This window comes from Alteribacter populi, assembly GCF_002352765.1.
Classification (GTDB): Bacteria; Bacillota; Bacilli; order Bacillales; family Salisediminibacteriaceae; genus Alteribacter; species Alteribacter populi.
In genome coordinates, this window is sequence record NZ_KZ293963.1 from 3,330,740 (window position 1) to 3,349,158 (window position 18,419).

The window sequence follows — 18,419 nt, forward strand, 5'->3', positions numbered from 1 at the left end:
TATGAGAAAGAGTCCAGCTAAAAGGGGAGAGAAGGATGAGTGATGCAATAAAAGTGCTAATTGTTGAGGATGATCCAAATATTTGTGATTTATTACAATTGTATTTGGAGAAGGAAGGGTATCGGGTTTTCTTGTCTTATGATGGTGAAGAGGGGTTGGCTCAATATTATGATGGGAATCCTGACTTTGTGATTTTGGATATTATGTTGCCGAAAATGGATGGCTGGGAAGTGTGTCGGGAAATACGTAATGATCGCAATATCCCTGTTTTGATGCTGACGGGTAAAGGGGAGAGCTATGATAAGGTTAAGGGGCTTGAGCTTGGAGCCGATGACTATGTCGTAAAGCCTTTTGAATCTAAGGAGATCATTGCGAGAATGAAAGCGATATTGAGAAGGACAAATCCTCACTTGAAAACACAAAAGAATATTGAGTTAACGCAATTATTGATAAACATGAAGGAGTTCAAAGTTTATCGGAGGTCTAAAGATATCAATTTGCCGCCAAAAGAGTTAGAGTTACTCTATTTTTTAGCTTCACAGCCAAATCAGGTTTTTACACGACAGCAATTGTTGGAGAAGATTTGGGGCTTTGATTATGAGGGGGATGTCCGAACGATCGATGTTCATATTAAAAGAATTCGTGAAAAACTAGGGGATGAACTTCCGCACTGGTCATTAAAAACGATTAGAGGTGTTGGCTACAAGTTTGAGGTGAATCTCGGTGTTTAAGCGAAGGGGAATGTTTGTAAAGTTATTTTTTACATACTTGATCATTTTGTTCCTATCTTTTATTTTTATTGGCCTTGCTGTAAATGCATTTGTACAAAACGAGATTATTAATCGGTATCATAATGCATTTGAACACCAGCAAGAACAGTTGATGTCTTTTTTTGATTTAGCAGATGATGAAGAATGGGAAGAAAGTGTTGTTGAGTCATCTCTTGAATTAAGTATGAATCAGGAAGATCGGATGATTTTTCTTTTTGATTCAAGTGGAAATATAACATATAATACGAGTTTATTTGAGCAGATTGATATGGATTTAAAGATTGATGAGCTGATTTTGAGTGGGGAAAATACGTCGAAAAGGGTCCATGACAATGAACATGTCGTCTATTTAATGTCTGCCCCTCTTACCCTGCTGTCGGAAGATCATACGATGGTCATGGTGTTTCATGAGTTTGACAGTGAATCAAAGCAAATTAGGTATATTATTAACACGACGTTATTGATTGCGATTATCATCGCTGGCGTCATTATCTTTTTTACCTCTAGAAAAATGACCTCTCCACTTAGAGAGATGAATGATAGTGCCTTACAGTTTGCTAAAGGGAATTTTTCACACCGCGTAAAAATTAAAACAAAAGATGAAATCGGCCAGTTGGGGGAGACGTTTAATTATATGGCGAAAGAGTTAGGGAGTATTGATCAAATGAGGAAAGACTTTGTCGCGAATGTTTCCCACGATTTACGCTCACCTCTGACTTCGATTAAAGGGTTTTTGGGGGCGTTAATGGATGGAACAATTTCAGGTGATCAGCAGTATAAGTATTTCTCAATCATGAAAAAAGAAACAGAACGACTGATGAAGCTGGTGAATGATTTATTAGATATGGCAAGGTTAGAGGCAGATCAGATGCAAGTTCATCCTGTTTCTTATAACTTAACAGAGCAATTACGCTTAACCGTTGCAAAAATGGAACCAACGATTACTCAGCAGCAAATTGAAATAGAATTACTAGCAGACAAAGATGTGTATGTTGTTGCAGATCCGAATCGGATTGATCAGGTATTAATTAACTTACTTCAAAATGCCGTTCAATTTTCCAATGAAAACAGCAAGATTGAAGTTATTATTGAGAGCGGTATAGAAGAAGTTACGGTTCACATACGAGATTATGGTTTAGGAATGAGCGAAGAAGACTTGAAGCATGTATGGGAAAGGTTTTATAAGAAAGAAAAAGCTCGCTCCACTAAAGGTGGTACTGGAATTGGGTTATCGATCGTAAAGCATATTATCGATTTACACAAAACTTCCATCTCTGTTAAAAGTGAAATGAATAAAGGGACAACAGTAACGTTTACATTACCGATTGATCAAAAGAAGGAAAATGATTTTTAGAAATTCAATGGGGTTATAAAAGGGAGACTTTCATTACGAATGGAAGTCTCTCTTTTTGTTCATCTTGTGTTCATATTCACATGATAAATTGATTAAGTAACTAAATAATTAATGATCTTAACTGTAAGGCGGGGTGTCTATGGAAAGGGAAAACATCATAAAGGAGTTAGAAGATGTCATATTTGATATTAACTTGTTTTTAAAACATGAATTTGGCAATGAATTTTGTAATCAATTTAAAAAGAAATTTTTAAGTCTTTCACCGAATCAGCAAATGGTTTTGTTCTTAGTTGACAAAAAAGGAATTAATCAAGTGAAGGATATTTCTCTTTACTTAAATATTTCTACAAGTGCAGTAAGCCAACTCGTGGGGAAGTTAGTAAGATTGGATATCCTGCATCGGAAAGTTGAGGAATCAAACCGTAGAAACACCTTAATAGAGATAGGACCTAAAGGAAGGGTGTTATTAAACGAAATGGATCAGATAAAATCAACTATTTTCCATAAGTATTTATCGAAAATGGAAGAAGAAGACTTGCTCATTTTTAAAAATAGTTTTAAAAATTTTCTTCGTATTATTGCAGATAGTCAGGAGGACCAGAAAGCATGAAAGTAACCAAGTTTTCGATCAAAAGACCGATTTTTACAATTGTAACGATGGTTTTATTTTTACTTTTAGGAGCGATCTCGTTAACGAATATTCCGTTAAAGCTCATGCCGGATATTGATCCGCCGATAGGGGCTGTTGTGACAAGTTATCAAAATGCAGGACCTGAGGAAGTGCTTGATAATGTTTCACAGCCATTAGAGAACAGTTTATCTACCGTTGAAGGGTTAAATAACATTAGCTCTATTTCAATGGAAGGGGCATCCATGACGGTCTTAGAGTTTTCATGGGATACATCGATTGATGATGTCGAGAATGATATCATTAGCGGAATGAATCAAGCGCAATTACCAGATGGCGCTGGATCGCCCTCATTTATGAAGTTTGATCCATCTCAAATGCCAATCATTCAAATGTCACTTTCATCGGCTGATGATGACAACTTGAGTGAATTAGCGGATGATTTATCGATGGAGCTATCGAAGTTAGAAGGGATTGCCTCGATTGATATTACTGGTGAAGAAGTAGATGAAATCGTCATTGAATTAGATCAGTATGCATTAGAAGACTACGGACTGGATCAATCAGATGTTGTTTCTGCGGTTCAAGCTCATAATATAACATCACCAGGTGGTATGGTTCAAAGTGGTGACTTAGAGTATACGACGCGCGTTTTATTTGAAATAAACAGTATTGATGATATTGAAGGCACGGTCCTCACAGTGGACGAGACAACGGGTGATGAAATTACAGTGGCTGATGTTGCTGATGTTGAATTAGTAGCAGAAAATACAGAAGCTATTACTCGGACAAATCAGGAACCAGCGATCATGATGAGTGTTCAGCAGCAATCTGATGCCAACTTGGCTCAAGTTTCCACTGTATTTAATGATCGTTTACATGAGCTTTTAGATGAAGATAAATACAGTGACTTAGATGTAGCTCTCCTTTTTGACCAAGGGGAGTATGTGGAAGAGGCGGTTTCGAGTGTCTCAGTGGCATTAATTTTAGGTGGAATTTTTGCGATTCTTGTTTTATTTGGCTTTTTAAGAAATGTAAAAACACCACTTATTATCGGCATTGCCATTCCATTTTCGGTGATTGTCACCTTTGTATTAATTTACTTCACGAATCTTTCTTTAAACATTATGACTCTGGGTGGCTTAGCTTTAGGGATAGGGATGTTAGTCGATAACGCCATTGTCGTTATTGAGAATATATATCGGCATCTGTCTATGAAAAAAGATCCTAAGTCAGCGGCTCTCGATGGAACAAAAGAAGTTGGTGGAGCGATTACGGCATCGACGTTAACGACGATCTCTGTTTTCCTGCCAGTCGTCTTTATTTCTGGTATTGTCGGAGATATTTTTATGGAGTTTGCGTTAAGTGTCTCCTTTAGTTTATTAGCTTCTCTTGCAGTGGCATTAACGGTCGTTCCGATGATTGCTAGCAGGATTTTAAAAGCGCCAAAAGAAAATGTTGAAGAAAAGCGCCAGCAAAGCAAGTTTATCCAAATCGTAAGCAACTCAATTAAATGGTCGCTAAAGCACCGTTTCGGAGTATTAGCCATTACATTTTTATTATTAGTTGCTGGAGCAGTTGGGGTTTCACAAGTCGGAGTTGAATTTATTCCTGACACAGACGAAGGTTTCTTCCAAATTGATATAGAAACAGAACGTGGAACGCCGCTCGAGGAGACTCTATCTGAGGTTGAGAGTATAGAAGAAGTTCTCGATGACGAAAGTGATATTTTACATTATATGAGTACGGCTGGTTCAAGTGGTGCAGAAGGTGCAGTGTTTGGCGGATCTGGTTCTCATGAAGCATCGATTTTTATCACAATGGCTCCTTTAAACGAGAGAAACGTTTCGACGCTCGATTTTGCTGATTCTATTCGCAGAGATGTAGAGCGCGCAGCACCTGATGCAGAAGTTTCGGTACAACAGCAAGCAATGATGGGTGGAGCACCAAATACGGTTACGTTTAACGTAACAGATGCTGACCCGACAAGACTAGAAGAGGTCGTTTTTGAAATCACCGATGAATTTGAAGATATGAGTGAATTCAATGAAGTCACAAATGATTTGACGGAGACGGTAACCGAAATACAGTTTGTTGTCGATGATGAAGCAGCAAGAGAACATGGCTTTGTTCCTGCACAAATTGCTCAAATGGTCAATGAAAAAATGAATGGTGCTCTTGCCACTCAAATCGTCACGGATCAAAATGATATTTATGAAGTCCATGTACGATACGGAGACGAATTCACGAGTACAATTGACGATGTGGAAGACTTATTACTCCGAAGTCAAACAGGGGAATATGTACCACTAAGTGACGTTGTCGAAGTAGTCGAAGGTGAAGGTCCGGTAACCATTAATCGGATTAACCAGGAATCTGCTGTACAATTTACGCTGCAATATGGAAATGAGTACAATTTAGGGGAAATGTCTCAGCTTGTCCAGTCAACGATTGATGACCTGGATATCCCAAGTGAAACATCGGTTAATTACACTGGGGACCAGGAAATGATGGAAGATGCGATGAGTGAATTAACGCTAGCATTTTTGCTTGCTCTCGTATTTGTTTATTTAGTCCTGGCAGCACAATTTGAGTCATTCAGATACCCACTTGTGATCATGTTCAGTGTCCCATTAGTGATCATTGGTGTCGCATTAGGGTTAACATTCACCTTAACTCCATTAAGTGTGATGGCGTTCATTGGCTTAATTGTCCTCGCTGGTATCGTCGTCAATAATGCGATTGTGTTAGTCGATTACATTAATAAAATGAAAGAATCCGGTATGCGTAGTTATGATGCCATTGTCGAAGGTGTAAAACATCGTGCCAGACCAATCTTAATGACATCATTAACAACGATTTTAGGTTTAGTTCCATTAGCTTTAGGGGTAGGTGAAGGTTCAGAAATCCAACAACCAATGGCTATCACAGTAATTGGTGGATTAATTAGTTCAACCTTCTTAACACTTATCTTCATTCCGGTTATCTACAGCTTCTTTGATCGTGAAACGAGAAACTTAAACCGTAAATATGTGACACCGGACGGGCAGTTCATACCAGCCTATTTAATTGATGAAAAGTATTCGAAAGATGAAGAGGTAGGTCGTCGCAATTTACCAACGAATAATCAAGAACATTATCTCGATGAAGGAACGGATCGTTATGATACGTATTACGAGATATCAGAGCAACAATACGGTGAAGAATCAGACGTTATCGAGCAAAACGAACATGAAGAAACCGTTGAATATGATGACAACGAGCAATCAATAGAACAGACGCTAGATAAAGAAAAAAATAATATTTCAAGAGATGAATTGCTAGGTTTATTAGAGGATGTTTTAAATAAAGATCGAAATAATAGAAAAAAAGATGAGTAAGTAGAATTCGTCATTTACGGGATAAGCCATCTCAATCTGTCACTATTTGTGACGGTTGAGATGGCTTTTTTTAGAGACGGACAGCCCGAAGGATGCTTTTATTTAGACCATCGTGCAACGGGTATGAAATACAACATCATCACCTATGTATACTCTATGCGAGGAAACATTCATGATTCTCGTCCTCATAATAATAGTGAATTTTAGTTATCTTGTAGTTTATTAAAGTATTTTATAATGTTAATTAAAGACTGTAAAAAGACTTGTCTTTATAATGGTGGAGGCATTAATATTGAAAATAGTTGGAATAGTTTGTTTTCTTGTGTTGTCGGGGAGTGTAGATGTCGAACGAATTAATTAGCTACTAGTTTCCTTGTATATAGATATCTATTCAGGAAATCTTTCAAGTATAAACTAGTAAATGAGCGAGTAAATCCTGAACGTATTTCAAACAATCTATAAGGGATTATAGGAAGGATGATGGATTATGGGAAACATGGGGAAAGTTAGGTTTGCGATTGTTGGCTGTGGTGTTATTTCTGAGATGCATTTTAAGGGTATAGAAGAAACGGAAGAAGCGGAATTGGTTGCAGTATGTGATTACGATCGGGAAGTAACTGATAAAGTTTCTAAAAAGTATCACGTACCGGGCTATTATAATTTGGAAGACTTGTTAAAAGAAGATGATATTGACGTAGTAAGTATATGTACACCAAGTTCACTTCATGCTGAACAAACTATATTAGCGGCGAAGGCCAGAAAGCATGTTTTGGTAGAAAAACCAATGGCTATTCATTTAAAAGAAATTGACAGGATGATTGAGGCTTGCGAAGAAAATAATGTTCAATTGGCGACGGTTTTTCCAAGAAGAATGTCGCCTCAGGTCCAGTATGTAAGAGACGTGATTCAAGAGGGGCGTCTTGGAAAGTTAAGTTTGTGTTCGGCATACGCCAAGATCTATCGAAGTCAAGAATATTATGATAGTGCAGGTTGGCGTGGCACTTGGGAATTTGATGGTGGCGGTGCAATGATGAATCAAGGCATCCATACAGTGGATTTATTGCAATGGCTAACGGGGCCTGTTTCTTCGTTGTATGGCAAAGCAAGGACTGTACTACGTAATATTGAAGTAGAGGACACAGTCACTGCCTTATTGAACTTTGACAGTGGTGCTATGGGTGTGATTGAAATAACCACTACCGCTACATTAAATCAACCACAAAGAATCGAAATACATGGTGAACGGGGATCGATTATCCTTACAGGAGATGACATTACCACTTTTAAAATTGATGGAGAAGATGTTGAATTGCCTCAATTTGAACCATTTAAGGTACTACCCGATGGGCATGAAGTGCAAATTCGTGATATGGCCAAGGCAATTCAGGAAGGTAGAAAGCCAATTATAATTGGACCAGATGGAAGACATTCTTTGGAGATTATTCTAGGAACGTACGAGTCTTCCGGAAATCAGGTGGAAATAAGCTTTTCGAAAGGCTAAAGAAGTTGTCGACTGTTTCACTTGAAGTTAGGTATTTATAGGAACAGCTTCATTTAAAAAGAGCAGGGGAGGAACAAAGTAATGGATATCCCAGAAAGCCTCATAACCACTACTAGAGTAGATCAGTTAGACGTAAACGTATATGTACATAGGAAAAATATAGGGGTAGATGCTGCCTCACATGTGGTAAAAAAAATGAAAGAATTATTATCACAAAAAGAAAACATCCGTATGATATTTGCTGCCGCACCATCACAAAATGACTTTTTGCACGTTTTGACTCATGCAGAAGGAATAGATTGGTCTCGTGTGACAGCCTTTCATATGGATGAGTATATAGGACTTTCAGAAGATGCTCCACAGAGATTTAGTAAATTTCTAAGAGAACGCTTATTTAATATCGTTCAGCCAGGCTCTGTTCATTTAATCAATAGCTCAAATCAGGTTAACGACGAATGCAAACGTTATGGAGACCTCATTCAAGAGGAGTCGATCGATATTGTTTGTTTAGGGATTGGTGAGAATGGCCATATCGCTTTTAATGACCCTCCCGTGGCTGACTTTCAGGATGAAGAGATTATAAAGTCGGTTGAATTAGATGAGGAGTGCAGACAGCAACAAGTCAATGACGGATGTTTTTCTACACTTGATGTAGTGCCCCATCATGCGTTGACGTTAACCATTCCAACGCTTATGTCGGGTGCTCATTTGTACTGCGTCGTTCCAGGAAAATCGAAAAAACAGGCGGTCAAAAAAACCTTGTCAGGTAGGGTATCAACAGAATGTCCAGCATCTATCTTAACAACACACCCAGACTGCACTTTATATCTTGATGTAGATTCATATGGAAGTGAAGATAATGAATAAACAACAGGAGCATCCTAAAGTAGTAGAGGGCATTCACTATAAAACAGGTAAGCATACGACAATCACTATCAACAAAGGAAAAATAGCAGATATTCAGTTAACTAATTCAGACCATATGGATGAGTGTATCCCTTGGATTGGTCCTGGATTGATAGATTTACAGATAAACGGATACAACGGAAACGATTTTAATACCTTGCCGCTTTCAATAGAATCGATTCAACGAGTAGTTAGAGGTTTATGGTCAGAAGGAGTGACATCTTTTTATCCCACGGTCATTACCAATAGTGATCAAGAGATTGAAGAAGCGCTAAGGACTATTGCTAAAGCATGTTCTGAAGACCAACATTTGAATAATAGTATAGCAGGGATTCATTTGGAAGGTCCGTTTCTTTCACCCGAAGATGGGCCACGTGGTGCTCACCAGATAGAGTATATCAAGTCACCAGACTGGACTCTTTTGCAAAGGTGGCAAGAAGCGGCAGGGGGTAGGATAAAAATCCTTACATTATCCCCAGAATGGCCAAAGTCTGAAGTGTTCATTCAAAAATGCACCGACAGTGGAGTTACTGTTTCTATTGGACATACAAGTGCATCAATAGAGCAAATTGATAAAGCTGTCGAGGCTGGAGCTAGAATGTCTACACATTTAGGAAACGGAGCTCATCTAATGATGCGGCGCCACCCCAATTATATTTGGGAACAATTGGCTCAAGATGATTTGTGGACCTGTATGATTGCTGACGGTTTTCACCTTCCAAGATCTGTACTGAAAGTTATGTTGAAAACGAAGGGCGAAAAAGCCATGTTGGTTAGTGATGCCGTCTTCCTCAGTGGGTTAGAGCCAGGTGAATATACTACTCACATTGGTGGGGAGGTTGTCCTTACAAAGGAAGGGAAACTCCATCTGAAGGAAAATTCAGATTTACTGGCTGGGTCAGCGCAAATGCTTACATGGGGAATTGAGCACATTGTTAGGAGCGACGTTTGCTCTTTTCCAGATGCGTGGGAAATGGCTTCTACTCGCCCGGCTACATTTATGGAATTGCCGACAAAGGATGGGTTAAAGATCGGGGAACAAGCCGATTTGGTACTCTTTGAAAAAGACAATGGATTACAAATACGACAGACAATTAAACATGGAAATGTTGTGTATGAAAGAAGTTGAAAATTGAATATTTAAGTAACGGAAGTTTGATTATCTATGAATCGACTTATTTATGATTATTTTATGCATATTAATGTTATCAGATTTCACTAATTATAGACTTTAAATAGACTTGTCTTTTGATCTTGATGGCAATAAAATGGGATTGAATTAATAGAAGTTTCAGAAAAAGTAATTCGTTGATATTTAAAATGAGGATTTAGAAAAAGGAGGCGATCCCATTGGCAGATATGTTAGTACCACTTTATCGCTTGCCACAAGAGAACCCGAAAAGAGAAGAGTCCTGGACAATACGGAAGCCACTACCACCGGAGAAACATAAGGTGATTTCATGGGTGAAAGAGCACTTTTCTAAAGAATGGGCAAGCGAATGTGATGTGGCATGTTCCCAAACACCACCTTCATGCCTTATTGCTGTAGAAGATGGAAAGTTGCTAGGTTTTGCTTGCTATGATGTCACCTATCTTAATTTTTTTGGGCCAACAGGGGTAGATGAATCGGTACGCGGAAAGGGTCTTGGACGTCAGTTGTTAATGGCGAGCTTACATGAATTGAAGCATAAGGGATATGCATACGCAATTATAGGTGGTGTAGGACCTGCATCATTTTATAAAAAGGTGGTTAGTGCCATTGATATACCAGATTCAGATAACGGTGCGTACAAAGGGATGTTAAAGAAAAAGGAGGAGGAAAATGAGCAGCATTAATATAGGGATTATTGGGACAGGATCGATTTCACAATTTCATCTTGATGCATATGAGGCGAATCAAAATGTTAAAATTACTGCTATTTGTGATCAAAATAAAAAGCGCGCAAACGATATAGCACAAAAATATGGTGCGGAGTACGTATTTGAAAATTATGAAGACATGCTGCAGCTAAAAGAATTAGATGCCATAAGTATTTGCACTTGGAATAATTCTCATGCTAAATTGAGCATTGCTTCATTAAAGGCTGGAAAACATGTATTAGTAGAAAAGCCACTTTGTATAACTGTAGAAGAGGCTGAAGAGATTCAACATATCGCTAAGGAAACAGATAGGGTCGTACAAGTAGGGGTCGTTAGGAGATTTGATCCTAATACACAAATGGTGAAGAGTTTTGTGGATGGGGAGATGTTCGGGGACTTTTACTACGCAAAAGCTTCTTCATTACGTCGAGCAGGTAATCCTGGAGGATGGTTTGCAGATAAAGAAAAATCTGGTGGAGGTCCATTAATCGATATCGGCGTGCATGTTATTGACTTATGTTGGTATTTAATGGGGAAACCGAAACCTGTTTCAATTAGTGCGAACACCTACTATGAGCTAGGAAATCGGTCGAATGTGAAACATGTTCCTTTTTATAAAGCAGCTGATTATGACCCAACTAAAAATAATGTTGAAGATATGGCGAACTCTATAATTCGCTTTGAAAATGGTGCATCACTAATGTTGGACGTAAGCTTTACACTGCATGCAACGAAAGATGAGACCGCAGTGAAATTGTATGGCACAAAAGGAGGCATAGAACTTGCCCCAGAACTTAAGATAATAACTGAACAACATGATACAATGCTAAATATTTTGCCACAAACTGTTTCACCCAAATTAGATGTAAAAAAGGCCTTTACTAATGAAATAAATCATTTTATTGAATGCTGCCAATCAGGTGAAGAGCCGATTAGTTCGCTAGATGATGGAGTACAGATGATGCGAATTTTAAATGGCATCTATGAATCTGCTAATCGCCGTCAAGAAATTACCCTATAGAAAAATACGAAAGGAGGAGTTTAAAACATGAAAATTGGAGTGAGTTCCTATAGTTTATTGAATGCTCTCCGTTCTAAAGAATTGACTGTGGAAGCGATGTTTCAATGGGTTAAACAAATAGGAGGTACTCACGTTGAAATAGTACCACTCGGCTTTGAAGCCACGTTGGAATCAGCCCCAATTATCCGTGAACAAGCAAAAAAAGTAGGGGTAGAAATTTCTAACTATGCTATTAGCGCTAACTTTGCCGTTGACGATGACAATAACTATATAGAAGAAATTCAACGTGTCAAACATCAAGTTGATGTTGCTGCAGCATTGGGTGTTACCCATATGCGCCATGATGTTGCCAAAAGAGCAAACGGTACAATTACAACTTTTGTTAATGAACTGGACCGTCTAGCATCCGCATGTAGAGAGATTACTGAATATGCCTCATCGTTCAATATCACGACATCAATTGAAAATCATGGTTTTTATATACAAGGTAGTGATCGTGTCATTGCTTTACTAGATCGAGTCAATCACTCGAATTGCCGTCTAACTTTAGATGTAGGTAATTTCGTATGTATCGATGAAGAACCAGCAATAGCAGTGAAAAAATGTTTGCCGTATGCCTCAATGGTTCACGTTAAAGATTTTTATCTTCGAGAGGAGAATGATGAGTTAATAGATGGGTGGATTCAAACTGCAGGTGGCAAAAAAATCAGAGGATCGATCATCGGGCAAGGTGATGTACCGATTAATCGGATTATTTCAATAGTTAAAGAAAGCGGTTACAACAGCTGGCTTTCTATTGAATTTGAAGGAATGGAAAATTGCTTAGATGGTACAGTTACTGGTTTTCAATATGTTAAAAATCAATTGAACAAGGAAGGTGCAGTTTATGCATAATCCAATAGGAGTCATATCAGATGGATTCCAAACAGAGCTGTGGGAGAGCCTTCGTTTAGCAGGAAATTTAAATGTAGAAGGTGTGCAAATATACGCTGTATCTGGAGAAATGGATCCGGGAACGATTGATAATGACACAAAGAAACGATTGAAAGAAGAGTTACTTTCAAATAACTTATCCATTTCAGCTCTTTGTGGTGATTTAGGTGGTCATGGGTTTCAAGATAAAAGGCAAAATGCTCAAAAAATTGATAAGTCGAAACGTATATTAGAGCTTGCCGTCGAGCTTGGTACACCGGTTGTTACAACACATATCGGCATTATTCCAGAAGAAAAAAATGAAATATATGAAACGATGTTAGAGGCATGCGAAGAGCTTGGAACATTTGCCTCATCTTTAAATGCTTATTTTGCAATAGAAACTGGACCAGAACCTGCTACTAGGCTTAAAACATTTCTAGATGAGCAATCAACAAAAGGTGTTTCTGTAAATTTTGACCCAGGTAATATGGTGATGGTTACTGGAGATGACCCTGTACAAGGAGTATATACATTAAAAGATTATATTGTACACACGCACGCAAAAGATGGTAGAAAACTAGGCCCCGTTGACCCAAGAGATGTTTATGGTGCGCTTGGTTACAAATCGATGAATCATGATGTTATTGCCGAGATGGTAGAAAGTGGAACAGGTTTTAGGGAAACTCCATTTGGGGAAGGTGCAGTTGAATTTGATAGCTATTTTCAAGCTTTAAAAGATATTGGCTATGATGGTTATTTGATTGTGGAGAGAGAGGCAGGAACAAACGCCTATGAAAATATAAAACAAGCTGTACAGTTTTTACAGGCACGGAAAACTGTATAATAGCATCAAATTTATAGTAACGTATGAAAAAAGTAAAAACCTGGTACGTTTGAAAACACAGAAGGCCACGGCTTACATAGAGGTGTTAATAGAGAAGGGGATAGTATGAAGGAACAAAAGTATGTATGGTATTGCAGTTATGGATCGAATCTAAATAGGAATCGTTTTTTATGTTATATACAAGGTGGGACTCCGAGGGGTTCAGAAAAAGAAGAAGTTGGTTGTCGAGATAAGACATTACCGAAAAAGGACCAACCATTTATGATTTCATACCCATTATATTTTAAAGGCTATTCAAGTAGATGGGGAGGAAGTGCGGCAGTTATCGGGCACAAGAGGAATGAAAACTATAAAACATTAGGAAGAATGTACCTCATTACAGAAGAACAATTCATGGATGTAGTCAAACAGGAGAATAATGGGCTTTATTTTTCAGTAGATTTAGCAGAAGTCCGTCAAAAGGGTTCAAAGGTATTTAACCGATCTCGATATGGATGTATTATGCATTTAGGTGACGAGGGGGAGCTTCCGATTTTTACTTTTACTTCACATAATGATATGAGTGAAGGTGTGTTTAAGTCCCCATCTGCAGAGTATTTAGAAACGATTATTATAGGCATTAATCAAACGTATAATTTTGATTATAAAACAATCGTTCAATATTTTTTAGAGAAGAACGGAGTTAAAAATAATTGGAACAAAGAAAATATCTTCCAATTAGTGAAGTCTGTCACTTACTGAACAGATTAAAATGTACATGATGACTATATTGGTTTTTAGAGTTTATATTTGAAAGGAGAAAATATGAAAACAATAAAAGAATTAGAAGCTAAATTATCTGATCCTTCTGAACAATTGGTTAATGAAATTGTCCAACTCGAGGGTGACATTATGATTCTTGGTGTAGGCGGTAAAATGGGTCCAAGTTTAGCACAGCTTGCAAAAAATGCTGTTGATAAAGCTGGAGTAAACAAAAAGGTCATTGGTGTATCACGCTTCACGTCAAGCGAAGCACGATTACAATTAGAGGAATCTGGAATTGAGACGATTTCAGCTGATCTACTAAATGAAGAACAGCTACAGGCATTACCTGATGTGAAAAATATTATTTATATGGTAGGTAAAAAATTTGGAACAGCAGGAAATGAAAGTTTTACATGGGCGATGAATGCTTATCTTCCAGGGCGTATTGCTCAAAAATTTCAGAACTCTCGTATAGTTGTTTTTTCTTCTGGAAATGTATACCCTTTAACCCCTCTTACATTAGGAGGAGCGACAGAACAAAATCCAACAGGTCCTATTGGAGAGTATGCCCAATCATGTGTAGGGCGTGAACGTGTTTTCGAACATTTTTCGAAAAAGTACAAGACCCCGATGGTGAAAATCCGATTGAATTATGCGATTGATCTTCGGTATGGTGTTTTGTTAGAAGTTGCAAAATCGGTTAATGAACAAAAGCCGATTGATTTAACAATGGGGCATGCAAATGTCATCTGGCAAGGAGATGCGAATGAAATAGCTATCCGTTCATTGAGTGTTTGTGACACTCCACCCAAAACCCTTAATGTTACAGGGCCTGAAACTGTCTCTTTACGTTGGTTAGCAGAAAGAATGGGAGAATATTTAGAAGAGAAGCCGATCTTTATTAATGAAGAACAGGATATAGCACTACTTAATAATGCTTCGCAAAGTAATAAATTATTTGGTTATCCATCAGTTTCGTTACAAGAAATGATCGAGTGGACGGTAGAGTGGGTAAAAATCGACGGAGAAACATTGGGGAAACCAACCCATTTTCAAGAAAGAGAAGGAGCATTTTAAATGATGGCAAAAGAGTTAAAACCCGAGGTAAAAAAGCAACTTCACGAAGGTGTAGTCATACCAGCACACCCTTTAGCATTAAATGGATATCGTCAGTTAGATATAGAAAAACAACAAGCTTTAACACGTTATTACATTAGTGCTGGAGCGGGTGGAGTAGCTGTTGGTGTACACACAACACAATTTGAAATTCGAAATAAAGGTATTGAATTATTCGAACCTGTTTTACGTTTGGCGGCTGAAGAGGTAAACAAAGCTGGTCTCGACCGACCTATTATTAAGGTGGCAGGGATTTGCGGACCGACTAAACAAGCATTAGAAGAGGCGGAAGTAGCAGCTAGCTTAGGGTATGATCTCGGCCTTGTTAGTATGGGAGGGTTAAATGATTGGTCAGAAGCTGATTTACTTCAAAGAATAGAGGCAATAGCAGAAGTTATCCCAGTTTTTGGTTTTTATATGCAACCATCCGTAGGTGGAAGAATACTTAGTTATGAGTTTTGGAAAGCACTTGCGGATATTCAGGGAGTTAAGGCAATTAAACTAGCCCCCTTTGATCGTTATGAAACAATTAATGTCGTTCGAGCTGTGTGTCACTCAAAACGATATGATGATATTGCCCTCTATACAGGAAACGACGATAATATTGTAGCTGATTTACTAACTACGCACCGTTTTACAGTCGGTGGAGAAGTAATAGAGAAGAAAATAGTCGGTGGTTTGCTCGGTCATTGGGCTGTATGGACTCAGAAAGCAGTTGAACTATTTAATGAAATTAAGTTTGTACGAATGAAAGGTGGTTCTATACCGGTAGAACTACTACAAAAAGGAATAGAGATTACCGATGTAAATGCAGCATTTTTCGATTCTAAGAATGATTTCAAGGGATGTATTGCTGGTATTCACGAAGTGCTCAGGAGGCAGGGGCTTTTGGAAGGTCGTTGGTGTTTAAATGCTAATGAAGAGCTATCACCAGGACAAATGGAAGAAATTGAACGTGTTTATCAAGCGTATCCAAGTTTAAATGATGATCAATTTGTAGAAGAACAAAGGGCACAAGCATTTATGAAAAAGTAATATAAAAGGACATAGACCTATTAAAAGACATTTAAAAGACTTGTCTTTTAATAGGCGGGGAACTAAAATGAAGTTAAATATTCAGAAAAATTTAAAAGTAATTGGTTATAAAATCTTTAATGGGGAGGATGAAATATGGATAGGCTAAAGTTTTCAATCATCGGTTGCCAGCATGAACATATATCGATCTTTATTCAAGAAATGTTAGATCTAGGGCACGAATGTGTAGGTATTTATGAAAAGGAGAATCAATCTTTAGCACAAAAGTTAGGGGATCGACTCGATGTCCCCGTAATTGAAGATCGTGACATGCTTTTAACTAACGAAATAGATCTTGTTGGTAGTTCAGCTATTAACAATGAAAAGATTGATATTGTGGAATTGTGTGAGAAGTATGGGAAACACATTATGCTTGATAAGCCGGCAGTGACAAATGATGAAGGATATCAGCGCTTGGAGCAAGTAATTCAAAGAGGGAAAATAAAAATAGGGATGTTATTGACAGAGCGTTATCGCCCTGCTTTCTACACCTTAAAGGATCAGATCGTTCAAGGAAAGCTCGGGGATATTGTCAATATATCTATCCGCAAACCTCATAAATTATCCCCATCAACTAGACCAAAATGGCACTTTTCTAAAGAACAATGTGGTGGACTTGTCATAGATTTATTTGTCCATGATTTCGATCTGCTACGTTGGTTAACCGGTAAAGAGATTGAGAGAACAAGTGGTCTTGTGGCTAAAAATATATTACCAGAATATCCTACATTTTATGATACGGCCACTTTGCAAGTGATGCTGGAAGGGTACACCCTTGTGCAACTATATGCAGATTGGCACACCCCTGAATCAAGCTTAACTTATGGTGACGGTCGAGTGTTTGTTGTGGGAACAAAAGGCTATGCGGAACTTAAACTAACAGGTGATCCGACTTCTGTGGGTGAAAGTATCATGATGCAAATGACTCATGAGGATCCCCCTGAACAGGTTGATTTGCAAACGATTACTTCAACCATAACTGAAGACTTTTTAAACCAGATACATGATAATAGCGGCTCGATTACTCATGACGATATTTTGGCAACATCCAGGGCCACTTTAGACGCTGATGGGAAAGTAGAAAAGGTATCTATATTTTAATCTGTTCAGAACATGGATTTAACCAAGCCAAACTTTTGAAGTAGGAGGGAAGTCAAATGGAAATTCGTTTAGTAGCTGAGAATGAAATGGACTCTGCAATTAAACTAGCTGATGAGACATTTCGAAAAGATCGGGAGAAAAAATCGGTAAGATATACACATCGTCAACTTTTTGATGTTACATCAGGGTCATTTGGAATATTTGATAAAGAACGTCTCGTTTCATTTATGGGCCTATCACCGTCAAATATTCGTGTTGGTCATGCAAACCTTAGTGTTTATTCATTGGGGGTAGTTTGTACAGATCCCGATCATAGAGGGAAAGGCTATGCGAGTAAAATGCTTACCGAGGTTAAACAACATATCGATGAAGCAGGCGCTTCATTATTACTAGTTTCGGGTAATCGTTCTCTTTATAGTAAGGCAGACTGTTATCCTTTTGGAGATTTCCGATTATATACGATTGAATCATCGACACTACCACCGCAACATCAGATTAGTTCAGAAATTAGTTTCAAAGAGATGGAGACATCAGATTTGTTGAGATTACATCAAGCTTCAAACTTTCGTGATGTAAAGTTTGATTTTAGTGTGTGGGATATCGCTCAACTTCTGGAGGCTGAAACGGTTGGGTCCACTAAGAAGTTAACTTACAAGGTGTTATTAGCTTTTAAAGACAATGATATACTAGGGTTTGTTATCGTAGGTTTACCCAAGTCTAATTCACCGGAATTACCTAAAGCTATTGATTGGGCAGGAGACGAGCATACTGTTGCTAGTTTATTAGCAGAATCTATGAATCTCTATCAATTAAAACAAATCAATATTCCTGTCCCCTGGCATGAAAGTGGATTACAAAATTTGTTGGAGGGATCCGAGAGTAAATATAGTAAAAATATAGGGACCGTTCATGTTGTTGATCCAGAACGATTGATAAAACAACTTTCACCTTATTTAAATGATAAAAACGCAAAACTAGCTGAACTTTTTCAGGTCAGCTCATTACCAGATAAACAAATAAAGATATCGTTAAATGGTAGAAGTGCTATTGTTGATCCTCGCTCATTTGTTTCGCTAATGTTTGATAATAACCCTGAGACAGATATCGACCCCTCTTTGATGCATGAGCTAAGTGAATTGTTCCCTGTCCCTCTACCTTTTACACAGGGACTTTATTACGTATAGTTTATATGATTTTTACGGCCT

The 18,419-nt window shown here is 38.1% G+C and carries 16 protein-coding genes; all 16 read left to right on the forward strand.

Translation table 11 applies throughout. The annotated features are described in order from the left end of the window. The first annotated feature begins 35 nt into the window (after positions 1-35). The 16 genes from CDZ94_RS15560 (at position 36) to CDZ94_RS15635 (ending at position 18,398) form a co-directional block, all read left to right on the forward strand. Positions 36-731 (forward strand): response regulator transcription factor, encoded by a 696-nt coding sequence (locus CDZ94_RS15560; protein WP_096438568.1) that lies wholly within the window; start codon positions 36-38, stop codon positions 729-731. Continuing rightward, positions 724-2,124, forward strand: coding sequence for a HAMP domain-containing sensor histidine kinase (locus CDZ94_RS15565; RefSeq protein ID WP_096438570.1), 1,401 nt, complete (start codon positions 724-726; stop codon positions 2,122-2,124). The genes CDZ94_RS15560 and CDZ94_RS15565 overlap by 8 nt, the downstream gene beginning before the upstream one ends. 139 nt (positions 2,125-2,263) lie before the next feature. Next, complete coding sequence (locus tag CDZ94_RS15570) at positions 2,264-2,734, forward strand: MarR family winged helix-turn-helix transcriptional regulator (protein WP_096438572.1); 471 nt, start codon at positions 2,264-2,266, stop codon at positions 2,732-2,734. Then, entirely contained in the window at positions 2,731-6,132 is a 3,402-nt protein-coding gene (locus tag CDZ94_RS15575) for an efflux RND transporter permease subunit (protein ID WP_096438574.1), read from the forward strand. Before CDZ94_RS15570 ends, CDZ94_RS15575 begins: the two co-directional genes overlap by 4 nt. Positions 6,133-6,628: 496 nt before the next feature. Next, entirely contained in the window at positions 6,629-7,633 is a 1,005-nt protein-coding gene (locus tag CDZ94_RS15580; RefSeq protein ID WP_096440902.1) for a Gfo/Idh/MocA family protein, read from the forward strand. Positions 7,634-7,714: 81 nt separating this feature from the next. Then, positions 7,715-8,500 (forward strand): glucosamine-6-phosphate deaminase, encoded by a 786-nt coding sequence (locus CDZ94_RS15585; RefSeq protein ID WP_096438576.1) that lies wholly within the window; start codon positions 7,715-7,717, stop codon positions 8,498-8,500. Continuing rightward, a complete protein-coding gene (gene nagA, locus CDZ94_RS15590; RefSeq protein ID WP_096438578.1) occupies positions 8,493-9,668 on the forward strand; it encodes an N-acetylglucosamine-6-phosphate deacetylase in 1,176 nt (391 codons plus the stop codon). Before CDZ94_RS15585 ends, nagA begins: the two co-directional genes overlap by 8 nt. Positions 9,669-9,898: 230 nt before the next feature. Further along, complete coding sequence (locus tag CDZ94_RS15595; protein WP_321196111.1) at positions 9,899-10,375, forward strand: GNAT family N-acetyltransferase; 477 nt, start codon at positions 9,899-9,901, stop codon at positions 10,373-10,375. After that, positions 10,362-11,420: a Gfo/Idh/MocA family protein gene (locus tag CDZ94_RS15600; protein ID WP_096438582.1), complete on the forward strand. Its 1,059-nt coding sequence runs from the start codon at positions 10,362-10,364 to the stop codon at positions 11,418-11,420. The genes CDZ94_RS15595 and CDZ94_RS15600 overlap by 14 nt, the downstream gene beginning before the upstream one ends. Before the next feature lie 27 nt (positions 11,421-11,447). Continuing rightward, complete coding sequence (locus CDZ94_RS15605) at positions 11,448-12,314, forward strand: sugar phosphate isomerase/epimerase family protein (protein ID WP_096438584.1); 867 nt, start codon at positions 11,448-11,450, stop codon at positions 12,312-12,314. Further along, positions 12,307-13,179 carry a sugar phosphate isomerase/epimerase family protein gene (locus tag CDZ94_RS15610; RefSeq protein WP_096438586.1) on the forward strand — a complete coding sequence of 291 codons (873 nt, stop codon included), beginning with the start codon at positions 12,307-12,309 and terminating at the stop codon, positions 13,177-13,179. The genes CDZ94_RS15605 and CDZ94_RS15610 overlap by 8 nt, the downstream gene beginning before the upstream one ends. A gap of 105 nt (positions 13,180-13,284) precedes the next feature. Then, positions 13,285-13,920: a hypothetical protein gene (locus CDZ94_RS15615; RefSeq protein WP_096438588.1), complete on the forward strand. Its 636-nt coding sequence runs from the start codon at positions 13,285-13,287 to the stop codon at positions 13,918-13,920. A gap of 63 nt (positions 13,921-13,983) precedes the next feature. Then, positions 13,984-15,000 carry an NAD-dependent epimerase/dehydratase family protein gene (locus tag CDZ94_RS15620; RefSeq protein ID WP_096438590.1) on the forward strand — a complete coding sequence of 339 codons (1,017 nt, stop codon included), beginning with the start codon at positions 13,984-13,986 and terminating at the stop codon, positions 14,998-15,000. A 3-nt stretch (positions 15,001-15,003) separates the two neighbouring features. Continuing rightward, a complete protein-coding gene (locus CDZ94_RS15625) occupies positions 15,004-16,074 on the forward strand; it encodes a dihydrodipicolinate synthase family protein (protein ID WP_096440904.1) in 1,071 nt (356 codons plus the stop codon). 135 nt (positions 16,075-16,209) lie between these two features. Beyond that, the gene (locus tag CDZ94_RS15630) at positions 16,210-17,214 is read left to right on the forward strand and encodes a Gfo/Idh/MocA family protein (protein ID WP_096438592.1); all 1,005 of its coding nucleotides are present in this window, start codon (positions 16,210-16,212) and stop codon (positions 17,212-17,214) included. A 56-nt stretch (positions 17,215-17,270) separates the two neighbouring features. Beyond that, positions 17,271-18,398, forward strand: coding sequence for a GNAT family N-acetyltransferase (locus tag CDZ94_RS15635; RefSeq protein WP_096438594.1), 1,128 nt, complete (start codon positions 17,271-17,273; stop codon positions 18,396-18,398). Positions 18,399-18,419: the final 21 nt, after the last annotated feature.

Coding starts and splice junctions, on each gene's coding strand:
- CDZ94_RS15560 (WP_096438568.1), top strand. CDS start 36: ATGAGTGATGCAATAAAAGTGCTAATTGTTGAGGATGATCCAAATATT.
- CDZ94_RS15570 (WP_096438572.1), top strand. CDS start 2,264: ATGGAAAGGGAAAACATCATAAAGGAGTTAGAAGATGTCATATTTGAT.
- CDZ94_RS15575 (WP_096438574.1), top strand. CDS start 2,731: ATGAAAGTAACCAAGTTTTCGATCAAAAGACCGATTTTTACAATTGTA.
- CDZ94_RS15580 (WP_096440902.1), top strand. CDS start 6,629: ATGGGGAAAGTTAGGTTTGCGATTGTTGGCTGTGGTGTTATTTCTGAG.
- CDZ94_RS15585 (WP_096438576.1), top strand. CDS start 7,715: ATGGATATCCCAGAAAGCCTCATAACCACTACTAGAGTAGATCAGTTA.
- nagA (WP_096438578.1), top strand. CDS start 8,493: ATGAATAAACAACAGGAGCATCCTAAAGTAGTAGAGGGCATTCACTAT.
- CDZ94_RS15595 (WP_321196111.1), top strand. CDS start 9,899: ATGTTAGTACCACTTTATCGCTTGCCACAAGAGAACCCGAAAAGAGAA.
- CDZ94_RS15600 (WP_096438582.1), top strand. CDS start 10,362: ATGAGCAGCATTAATATAGGGATTATTGGGACAGGATCGATTTCACAA.
- CDZ94_RS15605 (WP_096438584.1), top strand. CDS start 11,448: ATGAAAATTGGAGTGAGTTCCTATAGTTTATTGAATGCTCTCCGTTCT.
- CDZ94_RS15610 (WP_096438586.1), top strand. CDS start 12,307: ATGCATAATCCAATAGGAGTCATATCAGATGGATTCCAAACAGAGCTG.
- CDZ94_RS15615 (WP_096438588.1), top strand. CDS start 13,285: ATGAAGGAACAAAAGTATGTATGGTATTGCAGTTATGGATCGAATCTA.
- CDZ94_RS15620 (WP_096438590.1), top strand. CDS start 13,984: ATGAAAACAATAAAAGAATTAGAAGCTAAATTATCTGATCCTTCTGAA.
- CDZ94_RS15625 (WP_096440904.1), top strand. CDS start 15,004: ATGGCAAAAGAGTTAAAACCCGAGGTAAAAAAGCAACTTCACGAAGGT.
- CDZ94_RS15630 (WP_096438592.1), top strand. CDS start 16,210: ATGGATAGGCTAAAGTTTTCAATCATCGGTTGCCAGCATGAACATATA.
- CDZ94_RS15635 (WP_096438594.1), top strand. CDS start 17,271: ATGGAAATTCGTTTAGTAGCTGAGAATGAAATGGACTCTGCAATTAAA.